General features: G+C 76.0%; 7 protein-coding genes. 6 read left to right on the forward strand and 1 reads right to left on the reverse strand.

Features of this window, described 5'->3' with window-relative positions:
- The first annotated feature begins 389 nt into the window (after positions 1-389).
- The 4 genes from IO39_RS35515 to IO39_RS35530 all read left to right on the forward strand — a co-directional run bounded on the left by IO39_RS35515 (position 390) and on the right by IO39_RS35530 (position 15668).
- Positions 390-5189 carry a non-ribosomal peptide synthetase gene (locus IO39_RS35515; protein WP_084774035.1) on the forward strand — a complete coding sequence of 1600 codons (4800 nt, stop codon included), beginning with the start codon at positions 390-392 and terminating at the stop codon, positions 5187-5189.
- Entirely contained in the window at positions 5186-13576 is an 8391-nt protein-coding gene (locus IO39_RS35520) for a non-ribosomal peptide synthetase/MFS transporter (protein ID WP_043632989.1), read from the forward strand. Before IO39_RS35515 ends, IO39_RS35520 begins: the two co-directional genes overlap by 4 nt.
- Positions 13573-14571: a threonine ammonia-lyase gene (locus IO39_RS35525; RefSeq protein ID WP_052423782.1), complete on the forward strand. Its 999-nt coding sequence runs from the start codon at positions 13573-13575 to the stop codon at positions 14569-14571. The genes IO39_RS35520 and IO39_RS35525 overlap by 4 nt, the downstream gene beginning before the upstream one ends.
- A gap of 380 nt (positions 14572-14951) precedes the next feature.
- Entirely contained in the window at positions 14952-15668 is a 717-nt protein-coding gene (locus tag IO39_RS35530; protein ID WP_043632992.1) for a hypothetical protein, read from the forward strand.
- 333 nt (positions 15669-16001) lie between these two features.
- On the opposite strand, the gene IO39_RS35535 is transcribed toward IO39_RS35530, so the two are convergent.
- Positions 16002-16286 (reverse strand): hypothetical protein, encoded by a 285-nt coding sequence (locus tag IO39_RS35535; protein WP_043632994.1) that lies wholly within the window; start codon positions 16284-16286, stop codon positions 16002-16004.
- Between the two features lie 266 nt (positions 16287-16552).
- Between IO39_RS35535 and IO39_RS35540 the strand changes: the two genes are divergently transcribed.
- Together IO39_RS35540 and IO39_RS35545 are read left to right on the forward strand one after the other, a co-directional pair.
- The gene (locus IO39_RS35540; protein ID WP_043632997.1) at positions 16553-17581 is read left to right on the forward strand and encodes a hypothetical protein; all 1029 of its coding nucleotides are present in this window, start codon (positions 16553-16555) and stop codon (positions 17579-17581) included.
- Between the two features lie 146 nt (positions 17582-17727).
- Positions 17728-18393 (forward strand): NAD(P)-dependent oxidoreductase, encoded by a 666-nt coding sequence (locus tag IO39_RS35545; protein WP_211267283.1) that lies wholly within the window; start codon positions 17728-17730, stop codon positions 18391-18393.
- Positions 18394-18554: the final 161 nt, after the last annotated feature.

The following is an 18554-nucleotide window of genomic DNA, read 5'->3' on the forward strand; positions in this document are numbered from 1 at the left end:
GAGGTATGCGCGTGTTGGTCGACGCTGCGCGCCGGAGCGTCCGTGGGCGCCGCCCGAGCCGTCCCGAGCCGATCGGCCGATGACACGGCCCCTCCTGCAAGCAAGGTCATGGCAGGTTCCAAGTCAGCGGCAAGCCGCGTCACCGATGCTGCTGTGCGGACCACACGACCGCGCGGCAGCGCACGCCCCCGTACGGCCACGCGGCAGCCAACCGCCCGCACGCCCCCGCGACAGCGAGCCCCCGGCACGACCACGCGACAGTGAACCGCCCGCACGACTTCGCGCGCCCGGCGACGACCTCGCCCGGACCCGTGTGCCGCCCCCGAGGAGCGGGCCCGATCGAGACCGCCCACCCGGACACGTTCCACCTTTGCTGGAGAAGAGGACACATGACTACGGATGTGACGGGCGTGAACCGCCCTCTCACCGACTCGCCCGGCCGCATTCACGAGGCCCTGGAGGCGCAGTGCCGGCGGACGCCCGATCGTGTCGCCGTCGTCGCGGGCACGAGCCGGCTGACCTACGCCGAGCTCGACCGCAGGGCCAACGGGATCGCCCGCGCCCTGGCCGCGCGGGGTGTCGGGCGCGGCGACCTGGCGGCGATCTGCCTGGACCGCGACGAGTGGCTGGTGCCCGCGCTGATCGGGGTGCTGAAGGCGGGGGCGGCCTACGTGCCGCTGGATCCGGCGTACCCGGCGGAACGCTTACGGTTCATGGCCGAGGACGCCGCCGTGAGCGCGGTGGTCACCTCGGCGGCGCGGCGCGACACCGCCTCGCTGACCGGCGCCTCCGCCGTGCTCGTCGACGACGTGACGCCCGCCGCGCACGGTCCCGAGGTGCCGGGCGGGCCGGGTGACGCCGCGTACGTCATCTACACCTCCGGCTCCACCGGCCGCCCCAAGGGCGTGGTCGTGGAGCACCGCAACACCCTGAACCTGATGCGCTGGGAGGCGTCCGCCTACACCGCCGAGGAGCTGAGCGGCATGCTGGCCGGCTCCTCCATCTGCTTCGACGCCTCGATCACGCAGATCTTCACCCCCCTGTACGCCGGCGGCACCGTGATCATGGCGGACAACGTGCTGGCGCTGCTCACGCTGCCGGCCCGCGACGAGGTGCGCACGGTCTTCGGCGTCCCGTCCGCGCTGTCGGTGCTGCTGCGCGAGCCGCTGCCGGACGGCGTGCGCATGGTGCTGTCCGGGGGCGAGCGGCTGACCGGCGCCCTGGTCGCGCGCATGTTCGCCAACCCGGGCGTACGCCGCGTGCTCAACATGTACGGCCCCACCGAGTGCACCACCGGCGCCACGATGTTCGAGGTGACCCGCGACCACCAGGGCGAGCCGCCGCTGGGCGGGCCGATGGCGAACGCCCTGCTCAGCGTGCGTGACGCCGGCGGCCGGCCGGTCCCGGACGGGGAGATCGGCGAGTTGTGGATCGGCGGGCCCGGCGTGACCCGCGGCTACCTGGGCCACGAGTCGCAGGCGTTCCGCACCGAGCCGGACGGCACCCGCGTCTACCGCACCGGGGACCTGGTGCGGTGGGTGGACGGCGAGCTGCGTTACGTGGGCCGCGCCGACGACCAGGTCAAGATCCGCGGCTACCGGGTGGAGCTGGGCGAGGTCGAGGCGGCGCTGGACCGCCATCCCGCGGTGCGCCGCGCCGTCGTGCTGGCGCACACCGACGACGACGACATCGCCTACCTCGCCGCGCACGTGGCGGCCTCCGGCGTGACCGAGCCCGAGCTGCGCGACTGGCTGCGCGACCGCCTGCCCGACCACCTGGTCCCGGCCAGGATCGGCGTGACCGGCGACCTGCCGATCGGCCCCACCGGCAAGGTGGACCGCGCGGCCCTGCCCAAGCTGGGCGCCGCCCGTACGGGGAGCGCGGCGCCGGTCGCGCCCCGCACGGACGACGAGCGCCAGGTGGCCGAGGTGATCGCGGGCGTGCTGGGCCTGCCCGAGGTGGGCGTGCACGACCGGTTCGCCGACCTGGGCGGGCACTCGCTGGCCGCCGCCCGGGTGGTGACCGAGCTGTCACGGCGGCTCGGGCACACCGTGCCGTTGGCGGCGTTCCTGACCGAGCCGACCGCGGCCGGGCTGGCGGCGCGCCTGCGCGAGCCGGGGTCGGCCCCGGTGCGGCGGACCGGCGGGACCCGGCACCCGCTCACCGCCGCGCAACGCGAGTTCTGGACGTTGCGGCAGCTCCACCCGCACAGCCCGGTCACCACCGTGCCGGTCCGGCTGCGCGTGCGCGGCCCGGTCGGCGGCGCGCCGCTGCGCCGGGCGCTGGACGCGGTCCTACGCCGGCACGAGGCCCTGCGCAGCACGGTCTCCGTCGGCGCGGACGGCGTCCCGTACGCGGTCGTGCACCCGCCCGTCGCCGTCCCGCTGGCCGAGCACCCGGCGGGCGCGGACCCGGTGAAGGTGGCCCGGGCCGCGGCGGAGCACGTGTTCGACGTGACGAGCGAGGTGCCGCTGCTCCGCGCGAGCTTGTGCCCCGTCGGGGACGACGTGGCCGAGCTGGTGCTCGTGACCGACCACCTCGCCTTCGACGGCGGCTCGGTCGGCGTGCTGATGGAGGAGCTGGCCGCCGAGCTGGCGGGTGAGCCCGTGCCCGAGCCGGAGGTGCAGCTCGGCGACGTGGCGGTGCGCGAGCAGGAGGACCGGCCCGACCTCGCGCGGCTGCGGGAGTTCTGGCGCGGCGAGCTGGCCGGGGCGCCGGTGGCCGGGCCGCCGCCCGGCGACCTGGCGACGGGCCGGGTGATCAGGCCGCTGCCCGCGGAGTTCACGGACGGCGTGGCCGCGCTGGCCCGCGCGTGCGGCGCGACCCCGTTCGCGGTGTACGTGGCCGCTCTCGCGCTGGCCACCGGCGAGCCGGACACGCTGGTCGGCATGGTCGCGGCGCGCCGCGCCCGGCCGGAGCTGGCCCGGGTCGTCGGGCCGCTGATCGACACCGTGCCGGTACGCCTGCGGCCGGACGCCGCCCCGACCTTCCGCGACCTGGTCGTGCAGGCCGCGCGGGCCACCACGCGGGCCCTGGTCCACCAGGAGGTCCCGCCCGCCGACCTGCCCCGCGCCCCGGTGCTGCTGGCCATGCAGCACGCCGAGGTGCCGGTCCGGGCCGGCTGCCTCGAACTGCTGACCGAGGTCGGCTCGGGCGCGGCGGTGCACGAGTTCAGCGTGCTGGTCAACCGCACGGCCGCCGGGTCCGAGCTGCACCTGGAGTACGCGGTCGCGCTGCTCGGCCGGGAGGCGGCCGAGGCGTACCTGGACCGGCTGCTGTGGCTGCTGCGGCGCGCGGTGGCCGAGCCGGACCTGGCGATCGCGACGTTCGAGCCGGTCACCCCGGACGAGCGCGCCGCGTTGCTGGCCCGCGCGGCCGGGCCGGAGCTGCCGGACGATCTGCCGCCGGTGCCGCTGGCGCTCGCGGCGCACGCGGCGAGCAATACGGGCACGGCGGGCACGGCGGGCACGGCGGGCACGGCGGGCACGGCGGGCACGGCGGTGGTCGGCCCGGACGGCGCCGCGCTGAGCCACGCCGAGCTGAACGACCGTGCCGACCGGATCGCGGCCGGGCTGCTGGCGCACGGGGTGTCGCGGGGCGACGTGGTCGGCGTCCGCGTGCCCCGGGACCTGATGTTGCCGGCGGTGCTGCTGGGCGTGTGGCGGGCGGGTGCGGCGTACCTGCCGCTGGACCCGGAGCATCCGGCCGGGCGGCTGCGCCTGCTGGCCCGGGACGCGGGGGCGCGCGTGGTGCTCACGCGCGGCGAGACACTTCTCGACGGCGAGGCGCCCCGCGGGCCGGTGGCGCTCGACGCGGACCGGCTCGCGGCCGGCCCCCGGGCGGACCTGCCGGAGGTGCGCGCCGAGGACCTCGCGTACGTCACCTACACCTCCGGCTCCACCGGCGCCCCCAAGGGCGTCGAGGTCACCCACGGCGGCCTGGCCGCCCTCGTGGCCGGGATGATCGCCACACTCCGCCTCGGCCCGGACGACGTGCAGCCCGCGGTCGCGCCGCTGAGCTTCGACGCCTCCGCCTCCGAGCTGTGGAGCGTCCTGGCCGCCGGCGGCACGTCGGTGGTGGTCGACCGGGCCACGGCCACCGACGGGCACGCGCTGGCGGAGCTGATCGCCACGAGCGGGGCCACGGTGATCGACCTGGTGCCGACCGCGTACCGGATGCTGATCGCGGCCGGCTGGGCGGGCGGCCCGGCGCTGCGCGCGGTCGCCGGCGGGGAGGCGCTGGACCCGGCGCTGGCCGAGCAGATCCTGCTGCGCGTCGGCGAGTTGTGGAACGCCTACGGGCCCACCGAGACCACCGTCACCTCGACGCTGCACCGGGTGCGCGCGCACGAGGGCGACCGGGTGCCGATCGGGGCGCCGATGCCGGGCGAGCGGGCGTACGTGGTGGACGCGCGGCTGCGGCTGGCCCCGCCGGGCGCGGTCGGCGAGCTGCTGCTGGGCGGCGCCGGGGTGGCCCGGGGATACCGGGGCCGGCCGGACCTGACCGAGGCCGCTTTCGTGCCCGACCCGTTCACCCCGGGCGGCCGCTGCTACCGCACGGGCGACCTGGCGCGGTGGCGGCCGGACGGGACGCTGGAGTTCCACGGCCGCCGCGACCACCAGGTGAAGGTCCGCGGCTACCGGATCGAGCCGGGCGAGATCGAGGCCGTGCTGCGCGAGGTCGCCGACGCCGCGGTGACCGTGGCGGGCGCGGGCGCGGACGCCCACCTGGTCGGCTACGTCACGCCGGAGACGGCGGACCTGGCCGCGCTCGAACGGCACGCCCGCTCCCGGCTGCCCGGCCACATGGTGCCGCGCCGCTGGGTCGCCCTGCCGGCCCTGCCCACGCTGCCCAGCGGCAAGGTCGACCGCGACGCGCTGCCCGCGCCTGACAGCGGCCCGGACACCGGTCAGGCCGGCGCGCGGGTCGCGCCCACCACCGACGCCGAGCTTCTGGTGGCCGCCGTCTGGGCCGAGGTGCTGGAGCGGCCCGAGGTCTGGGCCGGCGACGACTTCTTCGCCCTCGGGGGCGCCTCGTTCGCCGCGACCAGGGTGGCCGCCCGCCTGCGCGAGATGTTGCAGGTCGCCGTGCCCGTGCGGTTGCTGTTCGACCGCCCGGTGCTCGCCGGCTTCGCCGCCGCGCTGGAGGAGCTGCTGGCCGCCGACCTGATGAAGGGGATCGAGGGATGACCGAGGTACGTGAGGACCGGATCGCCGAGCTCGTCCGGTCCCGGCTCGCCGCCGCGCTGAAGCAGAACGAGCAGGCCGCCGCCCCCGGCATCCCGGCGACGTCGGCCACGGACATGCCGCTGTCGCCGGCGCAGCGGCGGCTGTGGTTCCTGGCCCAGCTGGAGCCGGACACACCCGCCTACAACGTGCCGCTGACGCTGCGGCTGCGCGGCCCGGTGGACGTCGCCGCCCTCACCGGCGCGGTGGCGGACCTGGCGGAGCGGCACTGGATCCTGCGCGGCGTCATCGAGGACGGCCGCGTACGGCCCGTCGCGTCCGTGCCGGTGCCCGTGGTGGACGCGGCGGACCTGGACCCGGCGGAGCTGGAGCGGGAGCTGGCCGGGCACGCCTGGCGGCCGTTCCGGCTGGACGCCGAGCCGCCCCTGCGGGCCACGGTGTACCGCCTCGGCGACGACGCGTGCGTGCTCGCGCTCACCCTGCACCACATCGCCACCGACGCCTGGTCCGAGCGCGTGCTGCTGGACGACCTCGCCCGCCTCTACGCCGCCCGCCTCGGCCTGGAGCCGCCGCCCGCTCCCCCGGCCCTGCAGTACGCGGACGTGGCCGCGTGGGAGGCCGGGCGGCCGGACACCGACCTCGACTGGTGGGCGGGACACCTGGCGGGCCTGCCGCCGGTGCTCGACCTGCCGCTCGCCCGCCCGCGCCCGCCCGTGCCCACGTGGGAGGGCGCGGCGGTCGCGGTGGAGGTGCCCGAGGCGCTGTCGGCGAAGGTCCGGGCGGTGGCGGGGACGTCGCCGTTCATGGTCTTCCTGGCCGGGCTGCAGGCGTTGCTGAGCCGCCTGTCCGGCGTGGACGACATCGCCGTCGGGGTGCCGCACGCCGGCCGCCACCACCCCGACGCCGAGCGGGTCGTCGGCTGCTTCATCAACACGCTGGTGGTGCGCGGCGACACCTCGGGCGACCCGACCGGCGCGGAGCTGCTGGCGCGGGCGCGGGCGGCGGCGCTGGAGGCGTACGCGCACGCCGGCACACCGTTCGAGCGGGTCGTGGAGCGCCTGCAGCCGGAGCGGAACCTCGCGGTCACGCCGCTGTTCCAGGTGATGCTCAACGTCTACGACACCGGCGCGCCGGTGTCGCTGCCCGGGCTGGAGGTCGTGACCGGGACCCCGCCCGCGCCGATCGCCAAGTTCGACCTGAACCTGGAGCTCGGCGACGACGGCACCCGCTTCTCCGGCGAGCTGCGCTACCGCACGGACCTGTTCGACGAGGCCACCGTGCGGCGGCTGGCCGGCTGGTACCTGGAGCTGCTGGACGGCATGCTCACCGACCCGGACGCGCCGGTGCGGCTGCCGGCCGGCGACGACCTGCGCGGCCGGGACGCGGGCCTGCCCGTGGACGTGCCGCTGCACACGCTGGTCGAGCGGGTGGCCGACACCCGGCCGGACGCGCTCGCGGCCGGCTCGCTCAGCTACGCGGAGCTGGACCGGCGCGCCAACCAGGTGGCCCACTGGCTGCTGGCGCGCGGGGTGCGGCCGGAGGAGCCGGTCGGCGTGCTGCTGGAGCGGCGGCCCGAGCTGGTGGTCGCCCTGCTCGGCGTGCTCAAGGCGGGCGCGGCGTTCCTGCCGCTCGACCCGGTCTACCCGGAGCGGCGCAACCGGGCCGTGGTGGCCGACGCCGGGGCGCGGGTCGTGCTCACGGACGCCGAGCTCGCCGCCGCGGCGGGGGCGTCCGCCGACCGTCCCGGGGTGGCGGTGCGGCCGGAGCACCTGGCGTACGTGATCTACACGTCGGGCTCGACCGGGCGGCCGAAGGGCGTCGCGGTCGAGCACCGGCACATCACGCACTACCTCGGCGCGGTGGCCGAGGTCCTCCCGGCGGGGCTGACGTCGTTCGCGCTGGTCTCCACCGCCGCGGCCGACCTGGGCATGACGAACGTGTGGTGCGCGCTGACCACCGGCGCCACCCTCCACCTGATCGACCACGAGACGGCCACCGACCCGGCCGCGTTCGCCGCCCGCCTGGCGGCGCAGCCGGTGGACGCCATCAAGATGGTGCCCAGCCAGCTCGAACTCCTCGGCACGGCCGCGCTGCCCGCCAAGCTGCTGATCCTGGCCGGCGAGGCGGTGCCGGCGGACCTGGTGGCGCGGGTCCGCGAGGCGCGGCCGGACCTGGAGGTGCAGATCCACTACGGTCCCAGCGAGACCACGGTGTCGGTGCTGGCCTGCGACGCCGGCGAGGCGCCGGCCGCGCTGGGGCCGGGCCGGGCGCCGCTGGGGCGGCCGCTGGCCGGCGTGGTGTGCCGGGTGGCCGACCCGGCCGGGCGGGCGCTGCCGCCCGGCGTGCCCGGGGAGCTGTGGATCGGCGGGCCCAGCGTGGCCCGCGGCTACCTGGGCCGCCCCGACCTCACCGCGGAACGCTTCACCGGCGGCTGGTACCGCACCGGCGACCGGGTCCGGGTGACCGGGGACGGGCTGATCGAGTTCCTGGGGCGGATCGACGACCAGGTGAAGGTGCGCGGGTTCCGCGTCGAGCCGGGCGAGGTCGCCGCGGCGCTGCGGGCCCTGCCGCAGGTCGGGGAGGCGTACGTGCAGCCGGTCGGCACCGGCCTGGAGCGCCGCCTGGCGGCCTGGGTGACACCGGCGGCCGTGGCCGCGCCCGTGAGCGCGGACGGGGACGCGACCGTGCGCGTGGCCGGGGACGCGACCGTGCGCGTGGCCGGGGATGCGGCCGGGGGCTCGGACGTGCGTGTGACCGTGGACGTCGCGCAGGTGCGGGCGGCGCTGCGGGAGCGGCTGCCCGACTACATGGTGCCGGCCGCGATCGGCGTGCTGGAGGCGTTACCCCTCACCCCGAACGGCAAGGTGGACCGGGCGGCGCTGCCCGTGCCCGAGGCGGGCCCCGCGGTGCGGGTGCCGCTGGGCACCCCCGAGGAGCGCCTGGTGGGCGAGGTCTGGGCCGACGTGCTCGGGCTCGCGGAGGTGTGGGCGGACGACGACTTCTTCGCCCTCGGCGGGCACTCGTTCGCGGCGACCCGGGTGGCCGGGCGGCTGCGGGAGCGGCTGGGCGCGGCGGTGCCGGTGCGGCTGCTGTTCGAGCATCCGGTGCTGGCCGACCTGGCCGCCGCCCTCCCCCGCCCGGCCGCCGCCACGCGCGTGCGGCGCGCGCCGGTGAAGGGGCCGGCGGACGGGCCGGTGGACGGGCCGGTGGACGGGCCGGTGCCGTTGTCCGGGGTGCAGGCCAGGCTGTGGTTCCTGGCGCAGCTCGAACCGGACAGCAGCGCGTACAACGTGCCGGTGGCGCTGCGGCTGCGCGGCGCGCTCCAGGTGGAGGCGCTGCTGGGCGCGGTGCGTGACCTGGCCGGGCGGCACCACGTGCTGCGCGGCGTGGTCGACGACTCCGGCCCCGAGCCGGTGATGGCGGTCAGGGACGCCGGCGAGGTGCCCGTCTCCACCGCGCGCGTGAACCGGTCGCAGGTCGAGGACGTGCTCGCCGCGCACCTGGCGACGCCGTTCGCGCTGGACCGCGAGCCGCCCATGCGAGCGGTCCTGCTCACCGTGGATGACGACACGGGCGTGAGCGACGGCGCGGGTGCGGGCGACGGCGGGGAGGACGGGCGGGAGCACGTGCTGTCGCTGACCTTCCACCACATCGCCACCGACGCGTGGACGCGCGGGCTGCTGCTGTCGGAGCTGTCCGCCCTGTACGCCGCCCGCCTCGGCCTGCGCCCGCCGCTCGGCCCGCCGCCCGCGCAGTACGCCGAGGTGTCGCCGGTCCCCGACCCGGCCGGCCTGGACTGGTGGGCCGGGCACCTGGACGGCCTGCCGCCGGTGCTCGACCTGCCCACCGACCGGCCACGCCCGGCGGTGCCCGACCCGGGCGGGGCCGCGCTCGACCTGGAGCTGCCGGCCGCGCTGAGCGAGCGGATCAGGGCGGTGGCCACCGCGTACCGGTCCACGCCGTTCATCGTGCTGCTGGCCGGGCTGCAGGCGCTGCTGGCGCGGCTGTCGGCGAGCACGGACATCGCGGTCGGCGTGCCGGTCTCCGGCCGCGACCATCCGGACACCGAGGGCGTGGTGGGCTGCTTCCTCAACACCGTGGTCGTGCGGACCGACGTGGGCGGCGACCCGACCGGGCACGACCTGCTGGCCCGCGCGCGGGAGTCCGCGCTGGGCGCGCTCGCGCACGCGGGCACGCCGTTCGACCGGGTGGTGGACCGGCTGCGGCCGGAGCGGAACCTGGCGGCGACGCCGCTGTTCCAGGTGATGCTCAACTACCTCCCCGGCGTGGCCCGGCCGGAGCTGCCCGGCCTGGAGGCGTCCGAGATCCACCTGCCGGAGCTGACCACCAAGTTCGACCTGAGCTGGCACGTCGTGGACGACGGGCCGGGCGCGCCGCTGCGCGGCGGGCTCGCGTACCGGACCGACCTGTTCGAGCCGGGCACCGCGGCCAAGCTGACCCGCTGGTACGTCGCCCTGCTCGACGGCCTGCTCGCCGACCTGGACGCGCCGGTGGGCGCGGTGCCGCTGGAGCCGGTGACCGGCCCGGCCGTGGCCGGAGGGCCGCCGCCGGAGCCGCCCGCCGGGGCGGTGCACCACCTGATCGAGCGCTGGGTGGACGAGACCCCCGGCGCGCCGGCCGTGGTGGGGGCCGACCGCGCCCTGACCTACGCGGAGCTGGAGTCGGCCGCGAACCGGATCGCGCACTGGCTGCTCGCGGCCGGGGTGGGCGCCGACGAGCCGGTCGGCGTGCTGCTGGAGCCGGGCGCGGACCTGGCGTGCGCGTTGTTCGGCATCCAGAAGTCGGGCGGCGGCTACCTGCCGATGGACCCGGCGTACCCGGCGGCGCGGATCGCCGCGATGCTGGAGGCGGCCGGGGTGCGGGCCGTGGTGACGGTGGGCGAGTTCGCGCCCCTGGTCGGGGAGGGCCGGCGGGTGCTGGCGCTCGACCGGCCGCCGGCCCTGCCGGACACCCGTCCCGAGGTGGACGTACGGCCGGAGCACCTGCACCACGTGATCTTCACGTCCGGGTCCACCGGCACGCCCAAGGCGGTGGCCGCCGAGCACGGCGGCGTCCTGAACTATCTGGGCGGGATGCTGCCGCGCATCGGCGTGCCCGGCGGCTCGTTCGCGGTGGTCTCCACGCCCGCCGCCGACTTCGGCCTGACCTGCGTGTTCGGCGCGCTGACCACGGGCGGGACGGTGCACCTGGTGCCGCGTGAGACCGCGATGGACCCGGCCGCGTTCGCCGGCTACCTGGCCGAGCACCAGGTGGACGTCGTCAAGTGCGTGCCGAGCCACCTGGAGCTGCTGGCCTCGGGCGGCGACCTGGCCGCCGTGCTGCCGCGCGAGCTGCTGATCCTGGCGGGCGAGGCGTGCCCGTGGGACCTGGTGGAGCGGGCCAGGGCCGCCCGGCCCGGGCTCAGGATCCAGAGCCACTACGGCCACACCGAGTCCACGATGATCTGCCTGGTGTGCGACACCGAGGAGATCCCCGCCGACCGGCGGACCGGCATCGTGCCGCTGGGCCGCCCGCTGCCCGGCGTGTACGGGCACCTGGTGGACGCCGCGATGCGGCCGGTGCCGCCCGGCGTGCCCGGCGAGCTGGTGGTCGGCGGCCCCGGCGTCACCCGTGGCTACATCGGCCGGCCCGAGCTGACCGCCGAGCGGTTCGTCCCCGACCCGCTGACCGGGCAGGGACGCTGCTACCGCAGCGGCGACCTGCTGCGCGTCACCTCCGACGGGCGGATCGAGTTCCGCGGCCGGGTGGACGACCAGGTCAAGGTGCGCGGCTACCGCGTGGAGCTGGGCGAGGTCACCACCGCGCTGCGGGCGCTGCCCCAGGTCGCCGAGGCCGTGGTGCTGCCCGTCGGCGAGGGGAAGGCCAGGCAGCTCGCCGCGTGGGTGACGCCGGCGACCGTGGAGGCCGCGGCCGTGCGCTCGGCGCTGCGCGAGCGGCTGCCCGACTACATGGTGCCGGCGCACGTCGTGCCTCTCGACCGGCTTCCCCTCAACCCGAACGGGAAGATCGACCGGGCCGCGCTGCCCGAGCCGGTGGCGGAGCAGGCCGCGTACGCGGCGCCCGCGACGCCGGAGGAGGAGCTGGTCGCCGCGGCCTTCGCCCGGGTGCTCGGCGTGGCACGGGTGGGGGCCGGCGACGACTTCTTCGCCCTCGGCGGCGACTCGTTCGCCGCGGTGCGCGCGGTCAAGGAGATCGGCCGGGGGCTGCGGGTGATCGACCTGTTCACCCGGCCCGCCGTGGCCGAGCTGGCCGCGTTCCTGGGCCGCGAGGAGGGCGGCGGGCCGCCGGGCGGGCTGCTGCACCGCCTGGGCGGCGGCCGGGCCAGCGAGTTCACGCTGGTGTGCGTGCCGTACGGCGGCGGGTCGGCGGCGGTGTACCAGCCGCTGGCCCGGGCGCTGGGCGACCGGGTGGAGGTGCTCTCCGCCGAGCTGCCCGGCCACGACCCCGCCCGCCCGGACGAGCCGCCGCTGCCGCTGGAGGAGCTGGTGGAGCTGCTGGCCGCCGAGGTGGCCGCCTCCGCGTCGGCCCCGGTCGCGATCTACGGCCACTGCGTGGGCTCCGCGCCCGCCGTCGCGCTGGCGCGCCGGCTGGAGGCGGACGGCGTGCCCGTGCTGGGCGTCATCGCCGCCGCCGGCTTCCCCGCTGCCCGGCTGCCGGGGCTGGTCAGGCGGCTGTTCGGCGGTGACCGCTGGGTGTCGGACCGGATGTTCCGCGACGCGCTGCGCGCCTCCGGCGGGCTGCTCGACGACATGGACGAGGCCGCCAAGCGCACCGCCGTACGGGCGATGCGGCACGACGCCGACCAGGCGCAGGAGTGGTTCGGCCGCGAGCTGGCCGGCGAGGGGGCGCCGCTGCGCGCCCCGATCCTCAGCCTGGTCGGGGAGCGCGACCGCGCCACCGAGCTGCACGAGGAGCGCTACGCCGAGTGGGCGGCGTTCGCGCCCCGGGTGGAGCGGGCCGTGCTGCCCAGGGCCGGCCACTACTTCCTGCGCCACCAGGCCGAGCCGCTGGCCGCCCTGGTGCTGGAGCGTCTGACCCGCTGGGCGGCCGGAACGTTGCCCGATCCGGTACGCCCGCCGGAACGCACCGGCCTGCGCCCCTTCTACACGGTCGCGGCCGGGCAGATCGTCTCGGCGCTGGGCACGGCGCTGAGCTCGTTCGCCCTCGGCGTGTGGGCCTACCAGCGCAGCGGCGAGATCCTGGACCTGGCGCTGATCACGATGCTGGCGCAGATCCCGGCCGTGCTGCTCACCCCGCTGGGCGGCGCGCTGGCCGACCGGGTGGACCGGCGCAAGATCATGCTGGCCTGCGACGCGCTGTCCGGGCTGGCCATGGTGGCGCTGGTGCTGCTGCTGACCACCGGGCGGCTGGAGTTCTGGAACGTCTGCCTCATCGTGGGCGTGACCTCGGTCGTGACGGCGTTCCAGCAGCCCGCGTGGCTGGCGGCGATCGCGCAGCTGGTGCCGAAGCCGTACCTGCCGCAGGCCAACGCGCTGGCGAACGTGGGCTTCGGCGCGGGCAACGTGGTCGCGCCGCTCGCGGGCGGCGCGCTGATCGGCCTGGTCGGGCTGGAGGCGGTGGTGGCCGTGGACGTGGCCACGTTCGCGATCGGCGTGCTGACGCTGCTGCTGGTGCGCTTCCCCGACCGGCTGTTCCACCGGCGCGAGGAGACGTTCACGGCGGCCCTGACCGGCGGGTGGCGGTTCCTGCGCAGGCGGCGGCCGCTGCTGGTGATGGCGCTCTACTTCGCGGTGGTGAACTTCTGCACCGCGCTCATGTGGGTGCTCGTCACCCCGGTCGTGCTCTCCATCGGCACCTCGGCGGACCTCGGCCTGGTGACCGCCGTCGGCGGTGTCGGCGCGGCCGTGGGCACCGGCGTGGTGCTGGTGTGGGGCGGCACCAGGCGGCGGGCCACCGGCATGATCGGCTTCGTGGTCGGGTCCGGGCTCGGCGTGGTGCTGATGGGCGTGTGGCCGGTCGTGTGGCTGGTCGCGGCCGGGCTGTTCGTCCGGCTGGCGTGCATGAGCATCGGCAACGCGCACTGGCTGTCGATCATCCAGGTCAAGGTGGGGCCCGAGCTGCAGGGACGGGTGCTCGCGGTGAACATGATGATCGCCACGGCCATGCAGCCGATCGGCTTCCTCGCCGCCGGGCCGCTGGCCGACTGGGCCGGGCGGTTCGCCGGCGGGCCCGGCGGCGGCGCGGGGGCGGTGCTGCTCGCCAGCGGCGTGTTCCTGGTCGTGTGGGGGCTGCTGGGGCTGCGGCACCGGCCGCTGATGCGCCTGGAGGACCTCGTCCCCGACGCCGCGCCCCCGTCGGAGGCCGCCGCCGACCTGGACGCCATCCAGGAGAGGGTGCTGAGCGCATGAACACCGGAGGCACGGCACGGACGAGCGGGGCAGGCGCGGCGCGGGCGGGGCTGGTGACGGCGGCCGACATCCGGGCCGCCGGCGACCGCATCGCGCCGTACGTGCGGCGCACGCCGCTGCTGCGGCTGCCCGGCGAACGGCTCTGGGTCAAACCGGAGAACCGCCAGCCCACCCGCTCGTTCAAGGTGCGCGGCGCGGTCAACGCCGTCGGCCGGCTGGCCCGGCGCGGCGTCCGGCACGTGATCGCGCAGTCGTCGGGCAACCACGCCCAGGCCATCGCCTACGCCGCCGCCGAACAGGGGGTGCGGGCGACCGTCGTCCTGCCGGACACGGCCCCGGAGCTGAAGGTTCGCGCCGCGCGCCGGCTCGGCGCCGAGGTGGTGATCGTGCCGCCCGCCCTGCGCGAGGAGGCCTGCCTGGCGCTGGCCGACCGGTTCGGCGCGACCGTGGTCGGCTCCGACGCGTTCGACGTCATCGCCGGGCACGGCAGCGCCGGGACCGAGATCTGCCTGGACCTGCCGGACGCGGGGGCCGTCCTGGTGCCCGTCTGCAACGGCGGCCTGCTGGCCGGGATCGCGGTCGCGGTCAAGGCCGCCGACCCGGCGATCCGGGTGATCGGCGTGGAGCCCGAACTGGCCGCCGACGGGGCGGCCAGCTTCCGGTCCGGCACGCGTACGGCGTGGCCGGTGGAGCTGACCTACCGCACCCGGGCCGACGGCCTGCGCGGGCCGGTGCTGGGCGCGCTGGCGTGGGAGCACATCCACCGGTACGTGGACGACATGGTCACCGTGACGGAGGACGCCATCGACGCCGCCGCCGGCCTGCTCTGGCGGAACCTGGGGGAACGCGCCGAACCCAGCGGCGCGGTGACCACGGCCGCCTACCTCACCCACCGGCCACACCTGCCGCCGGGCCCCGTGGTCGCGATCCTGTCCGGCGGCAACGTCGCGACCGCCACCCCGGCCAGGGAGGAACCGCTCGTACGCACGACGTGACCTCTCCCGACCGCCCTCTCAAGGTGTCCGCCTTGAGAGGGCGTGCCTCCCGTTCGCGCGGTCCGGCCCCTTCCCTGCCGCACGGGGCCTCGGGCAGGCGCCGCGCCGTGATGGGATGGAGATCAACATCTGGGATCGGCGGATGAAACGCATGAGCGTCGCGCTGGTCGTGGCCGGCCTGGCCGACTCCAACGGCGTGGCCGGCGCCGACGGCGGAACCTTCGAGGGGTGAAGACGACCCTCCACAGCGGCACCGTGACAGTTCCCGATCTGATGGAGAGGCAGGCCGGGATCTCCTTGGGCGCACTCGGAGCCGTGCCGGACGGCACTCCCCTCGTCCGCGCGCCACTTGTCGGCCGCGTCCCGTAGGGTGACTCGGCATGGCGGACGGACGGGTTCACCGGGTGCGGGACGACAGCGGCGCGTTCCGGCTGGCGCGCCGGGCGGGCATGGGTGGCGCGCCCAACCCCATGGCGGCCATCGTCATGACGGCCGGCGCCGTCGGGATGGAAGTCTATTTCGTGGTCTCCGCGCTGTCGGGGGAGGTCGAGGAGCCCTTCTCCTTAGGGTCGGTGCTCTTCTTCCTCTTCCCGCTGGCCTTCGGCGCCCTGCTGGGCACCTCGGCCGTACGCGAGACCTCCGTGCTCCTCAGGATGCGGCGGGCGTGGCGGCGCGCGCGGCACGGGGAGGCGGTGCGGGTGCTGGCCGGGGTGGCGCTGCGCCGCGAACGATCGGTGGCCGGTTACCCGGTGCGTACGGTCGTCGCCCAGGTGAACGGGCGGGCGCAGTTCGTCCGCCTGGCGTTCGCGCGGCCCGAGCACGCGGCGATGCTGCCCCCGGGCCCCGTCCAGCTGGACCTGTTCGACGGCCCGGCGATCCGCGGCCCGGCGCGACTGCGGCCGCTCTCCGGTGGCGTGGCCTGGGCGTTCGCCTCGCGGAGCGGCGATCTGGCCGTCTCGGAGGAGACGCTGTTCAAGTACGACGGCAGGCCGGGCGAGGAGCCGGACGGCTGGCCGGACAGCGACGGCGGCGCCGAGCGCGGTTCGGGCTGGCCGGGCGACTCCGGCGGCGACGGCGACGGTGACGGCGGGGAATAGCCGTCCCGCCTGAACCACGGACGTGGCGGCTCGCTCACCCGCCATGGCCGCGACGCACGGCGCCCATGGCCGACCCGCCGCCGCTGCTGGGATGCCCGCCGAGCGAAGCCGAAGTCCCCGTCAGTACGCCAAGCGGCTGCGCCCGCACGACCGGCATGTTCACCGGCGAGCACGGCCTCCTCGCCTGGTGACCCAGCGGGGTTCATGCCGCGCAATTACGACAAATGTCGACACAGGAGGTTATCGGCTCGGATTTAGTGCTCGTCAAGAACCGCCAGAACGCCGCCACCTGGCCGGCAGCCAGGTCGGCACGCTCACCCAGAGCTCCGCCGGCTACTTCGCGAGGGAGTCGAGACGCTTGCGGCCCTTGTCCGTCAGCGACGCCAGGTGCACTCCCACGCCGAAGCTCGTGAAGCCCGACCTGGCCGCTTTCGTGAACTCCGCGACCACCTGGTCGGACGGGAACTCCTTGACCAGGACGTCGTAGGCTGCGAATCCGTGGTCCCGGATGGCGGCGAGGATCAGGTCGGTGTTCAGCTCGGCGTGTTCCACGATCTCCTCCAGCAGGTCGCCTTGCCCTCCACAGTCCCACCATCCGCCGGAACCCGCCATCGTCATCGGCTTTCCGGTTTCAGGCGCCTGATCCACGTCCTGGAACCGCACCCAATCTGATCACGGTTCGGTCTCGGTCGAGGACGGCCGAGCTGCGGATATCGCGGAGGGTGACTTTCCGCAGGGAGGCGCGAGAGATGCCGTCGCACCAGGCCAACAAGCATGCGAATGCCAGTTCGAAAAAGAGGAAGGTCACGCACCGTCGATCTTGACCCAGGTCGAACGGTCTGGCTTGATCAGGGCGTTCCCCCACTCCCGAAAAGGAGCTGCGTGTGATCATCCGCCGTTTGACCGGCCTGGCCGTGGCGGCCGGCCTCCTGGCCACCACCCTGGCGACTCCGGCCTCGGCCGCCGGCACCACGACCGACCTCGGCGTATCCCTCAGCTACGGTTCGAGCAGCGGTGACATCGCCGTCAGCGGCGGCAGGGTCTTCGTCTCCGCCGAAGACCGGATCGTCGTCACGAACGCCCAAGGCGACACGACCGGCTCCATCACGGGCCTGTCCGGCGTGTACGGCCTGGCCGCCGAGGCCGACGGCCCCTCCCTCTACGCGGCGGTGGCCGGGTCGAACCAGGTGGCCGAGATCGACACGGGCACCCTGGAGGTCAAGCGCCGGATCGACCTGCCCGAGCACCCGTGCCCGACCTCGCTGGCACTGACCGGCGCGCGGCTGTGGGTGGGCTACGGCTGTTTCGACACATTCCAGGGCGGCTTCCTCTCCCTCGACCTGGCGGCGGCCTCGCCTACGCCGGCCGCCGTCGGGCTCGGCCTGCACAGCGCGCCGAAGGTCGTGGCCGCGGGCGACACCCTCGTGCTCGGTGAGGTGACCGGCGTCCCGGCCGACCTGATCGTCTACGACATCAGCGGCCCCGCTCCGGCCTTACGCGGCACGATCGACGGCGTGACGCATGACCAGTCGGAGGTGAGGGACCTCGCGTTGACCTCCGACGGAGCGCGGGTGATCTCGGCGTTCGACACGCCGTACCGGTTCGACACCTGGAGCACCACCACGCTGACCCGGGTGCGCCACTACGGTCAGTCGTACGAGGCGTACCCCACGGGTCTGGCGATCAGCCCGGGCGATGCCTATGTCGCCGGCGGACGTGACTGGAACACCGATGTCACGGTCTACGACGCGGCGACGGGCACGACGGTCTTCTCGGAGGACAACCCGGCGGGGAGGTTCGTCACGGGCGGGCTCGCGTTCTCGGGCACAACCCTCTACGCCCTGCTGAGAGGGTCCGGGGACCGGTTGCACCTGTGGCGGATCGAGGACATCCCCCAGGCCCCTCGCCGCTGACCCTGACCGCGCCCTCCGGCACCCCGCCGGGGACGGCATCGCCCCGGCGGAGGCGCCGGGCACGGCCGGAACGGGTTCAGCCCGCACGGGTCGGTGTTGAGCCGGAAGGACGGGCCGGGGTGCCCGCCGCGCTGGGGTGCGGGGCCGTGCCCGGGAAGCCTGCGGGCGGCGCCGGCTCGTCGTGCGCGAGCCCGTTGTGGTGCGTCGCCCTCCTGCGGCGAACCAGCTCGCCCCGGAGCACCGCCGCGGCGACCGCGCTGAGCCGTTCCCTGCCCGGCGCGCCGGTCCCGGACGTGACCTATGTCCAGGGCGACGCCACCGACGAGGCGACGCTCTCGGCGGTCATCGAGGGCGCGGACGTCCTGGTGGGCGCGCTCTCCCCGCGCGGCCCGCTGGCGGGCGGCTTCCGCGACGCCTACCGCACGATCGCGCGGCTGGCCGACGCTGCCGGCGTTCCCCTGTACGTCGTCGGCGGCGCCTCGTCGCTGCGCCCCGCGCCCGGGGCCGATCGCTTCGTCACCGACCTCAGCCACATCCCCGCCGAGCTGCACGACGAGATCCGCGCCGGGGCGGCGCTCATCATCGAGGATCTTCTGGCCACGCCCCCGACATTCGATTGGGTCGTTGTCAGCCCGGCGCTCAGGTTCGGCGCACGCATGCCCGGCGAGCGGCTGGGCCGCTACCGGCTCGGCGACGACGTCGCGGTCCGGCCCGACGGCGGCGCGATCTCCGCCGCGGACTACGCGCTCGGGTTCGTCGACCTGATCGAGAAGGGCGACCACCACAGGACACAGGTCAACCTCAGCCATTGAGGTGATCCCCTGTCGGACGTCGGCCGCCGCTCCCCCGGCCCCGGATCGCGGCGCCCTCCCGGGGGCGGGCGCGGGGGCCTGAATCCCGGATCTCGGGCTCGGTCGCGTAGCGTGTGGGCAGCCCCGCAAGTGCCGACAAACGACAGGGAGCATTGTGCGAA

Source organism: Nonomuraea candida (genome assembly GCF_000725485.1).
Taxonomy (GTDB): Bacteria; Actinomycetota; Actinomycetes; order Streptosporangiales; family Streptosporangiaceae; genus Nonomuraea; species Nonomuraea candida.

Coding starts and splice junctions, on each gene's coding strand:
- IO39_RS35515 (WP_084774035.1), top strand. CDS start 390: ATGACTACGGATGTGACGGGCGTGAACCGCCCTCTCACCGACTCGCCC.
- IO39_RS35520 (WP_043632989.1), top strand. CDS start 5,186: ATGACCGAGGTACGTGAGGACCGGATCGCCGAGCTCGTCCGGTCCCGG.
- IO39_RS35525 (WP_052423782.1), top strand. CDS start 13,573: ATGAACACCGGAGGCACGGCACGGACGAGCGGGGCAGGCGCGGCGCGG.
- IO39_RS35530 (WP_043632992.1), top strand. CDS start 14,952: ATGGCGGACGGACGGGTTCACCGGGTGCGGGACGACAGCGGCGCGTTC.
- IO39_RS35535 (WP_043632994.1), bottom strand. CDS start 16,286: ATGACGATGGCGGGTTCCGGCGGATGGTGGGACTGTGGAGGGCAAGGC.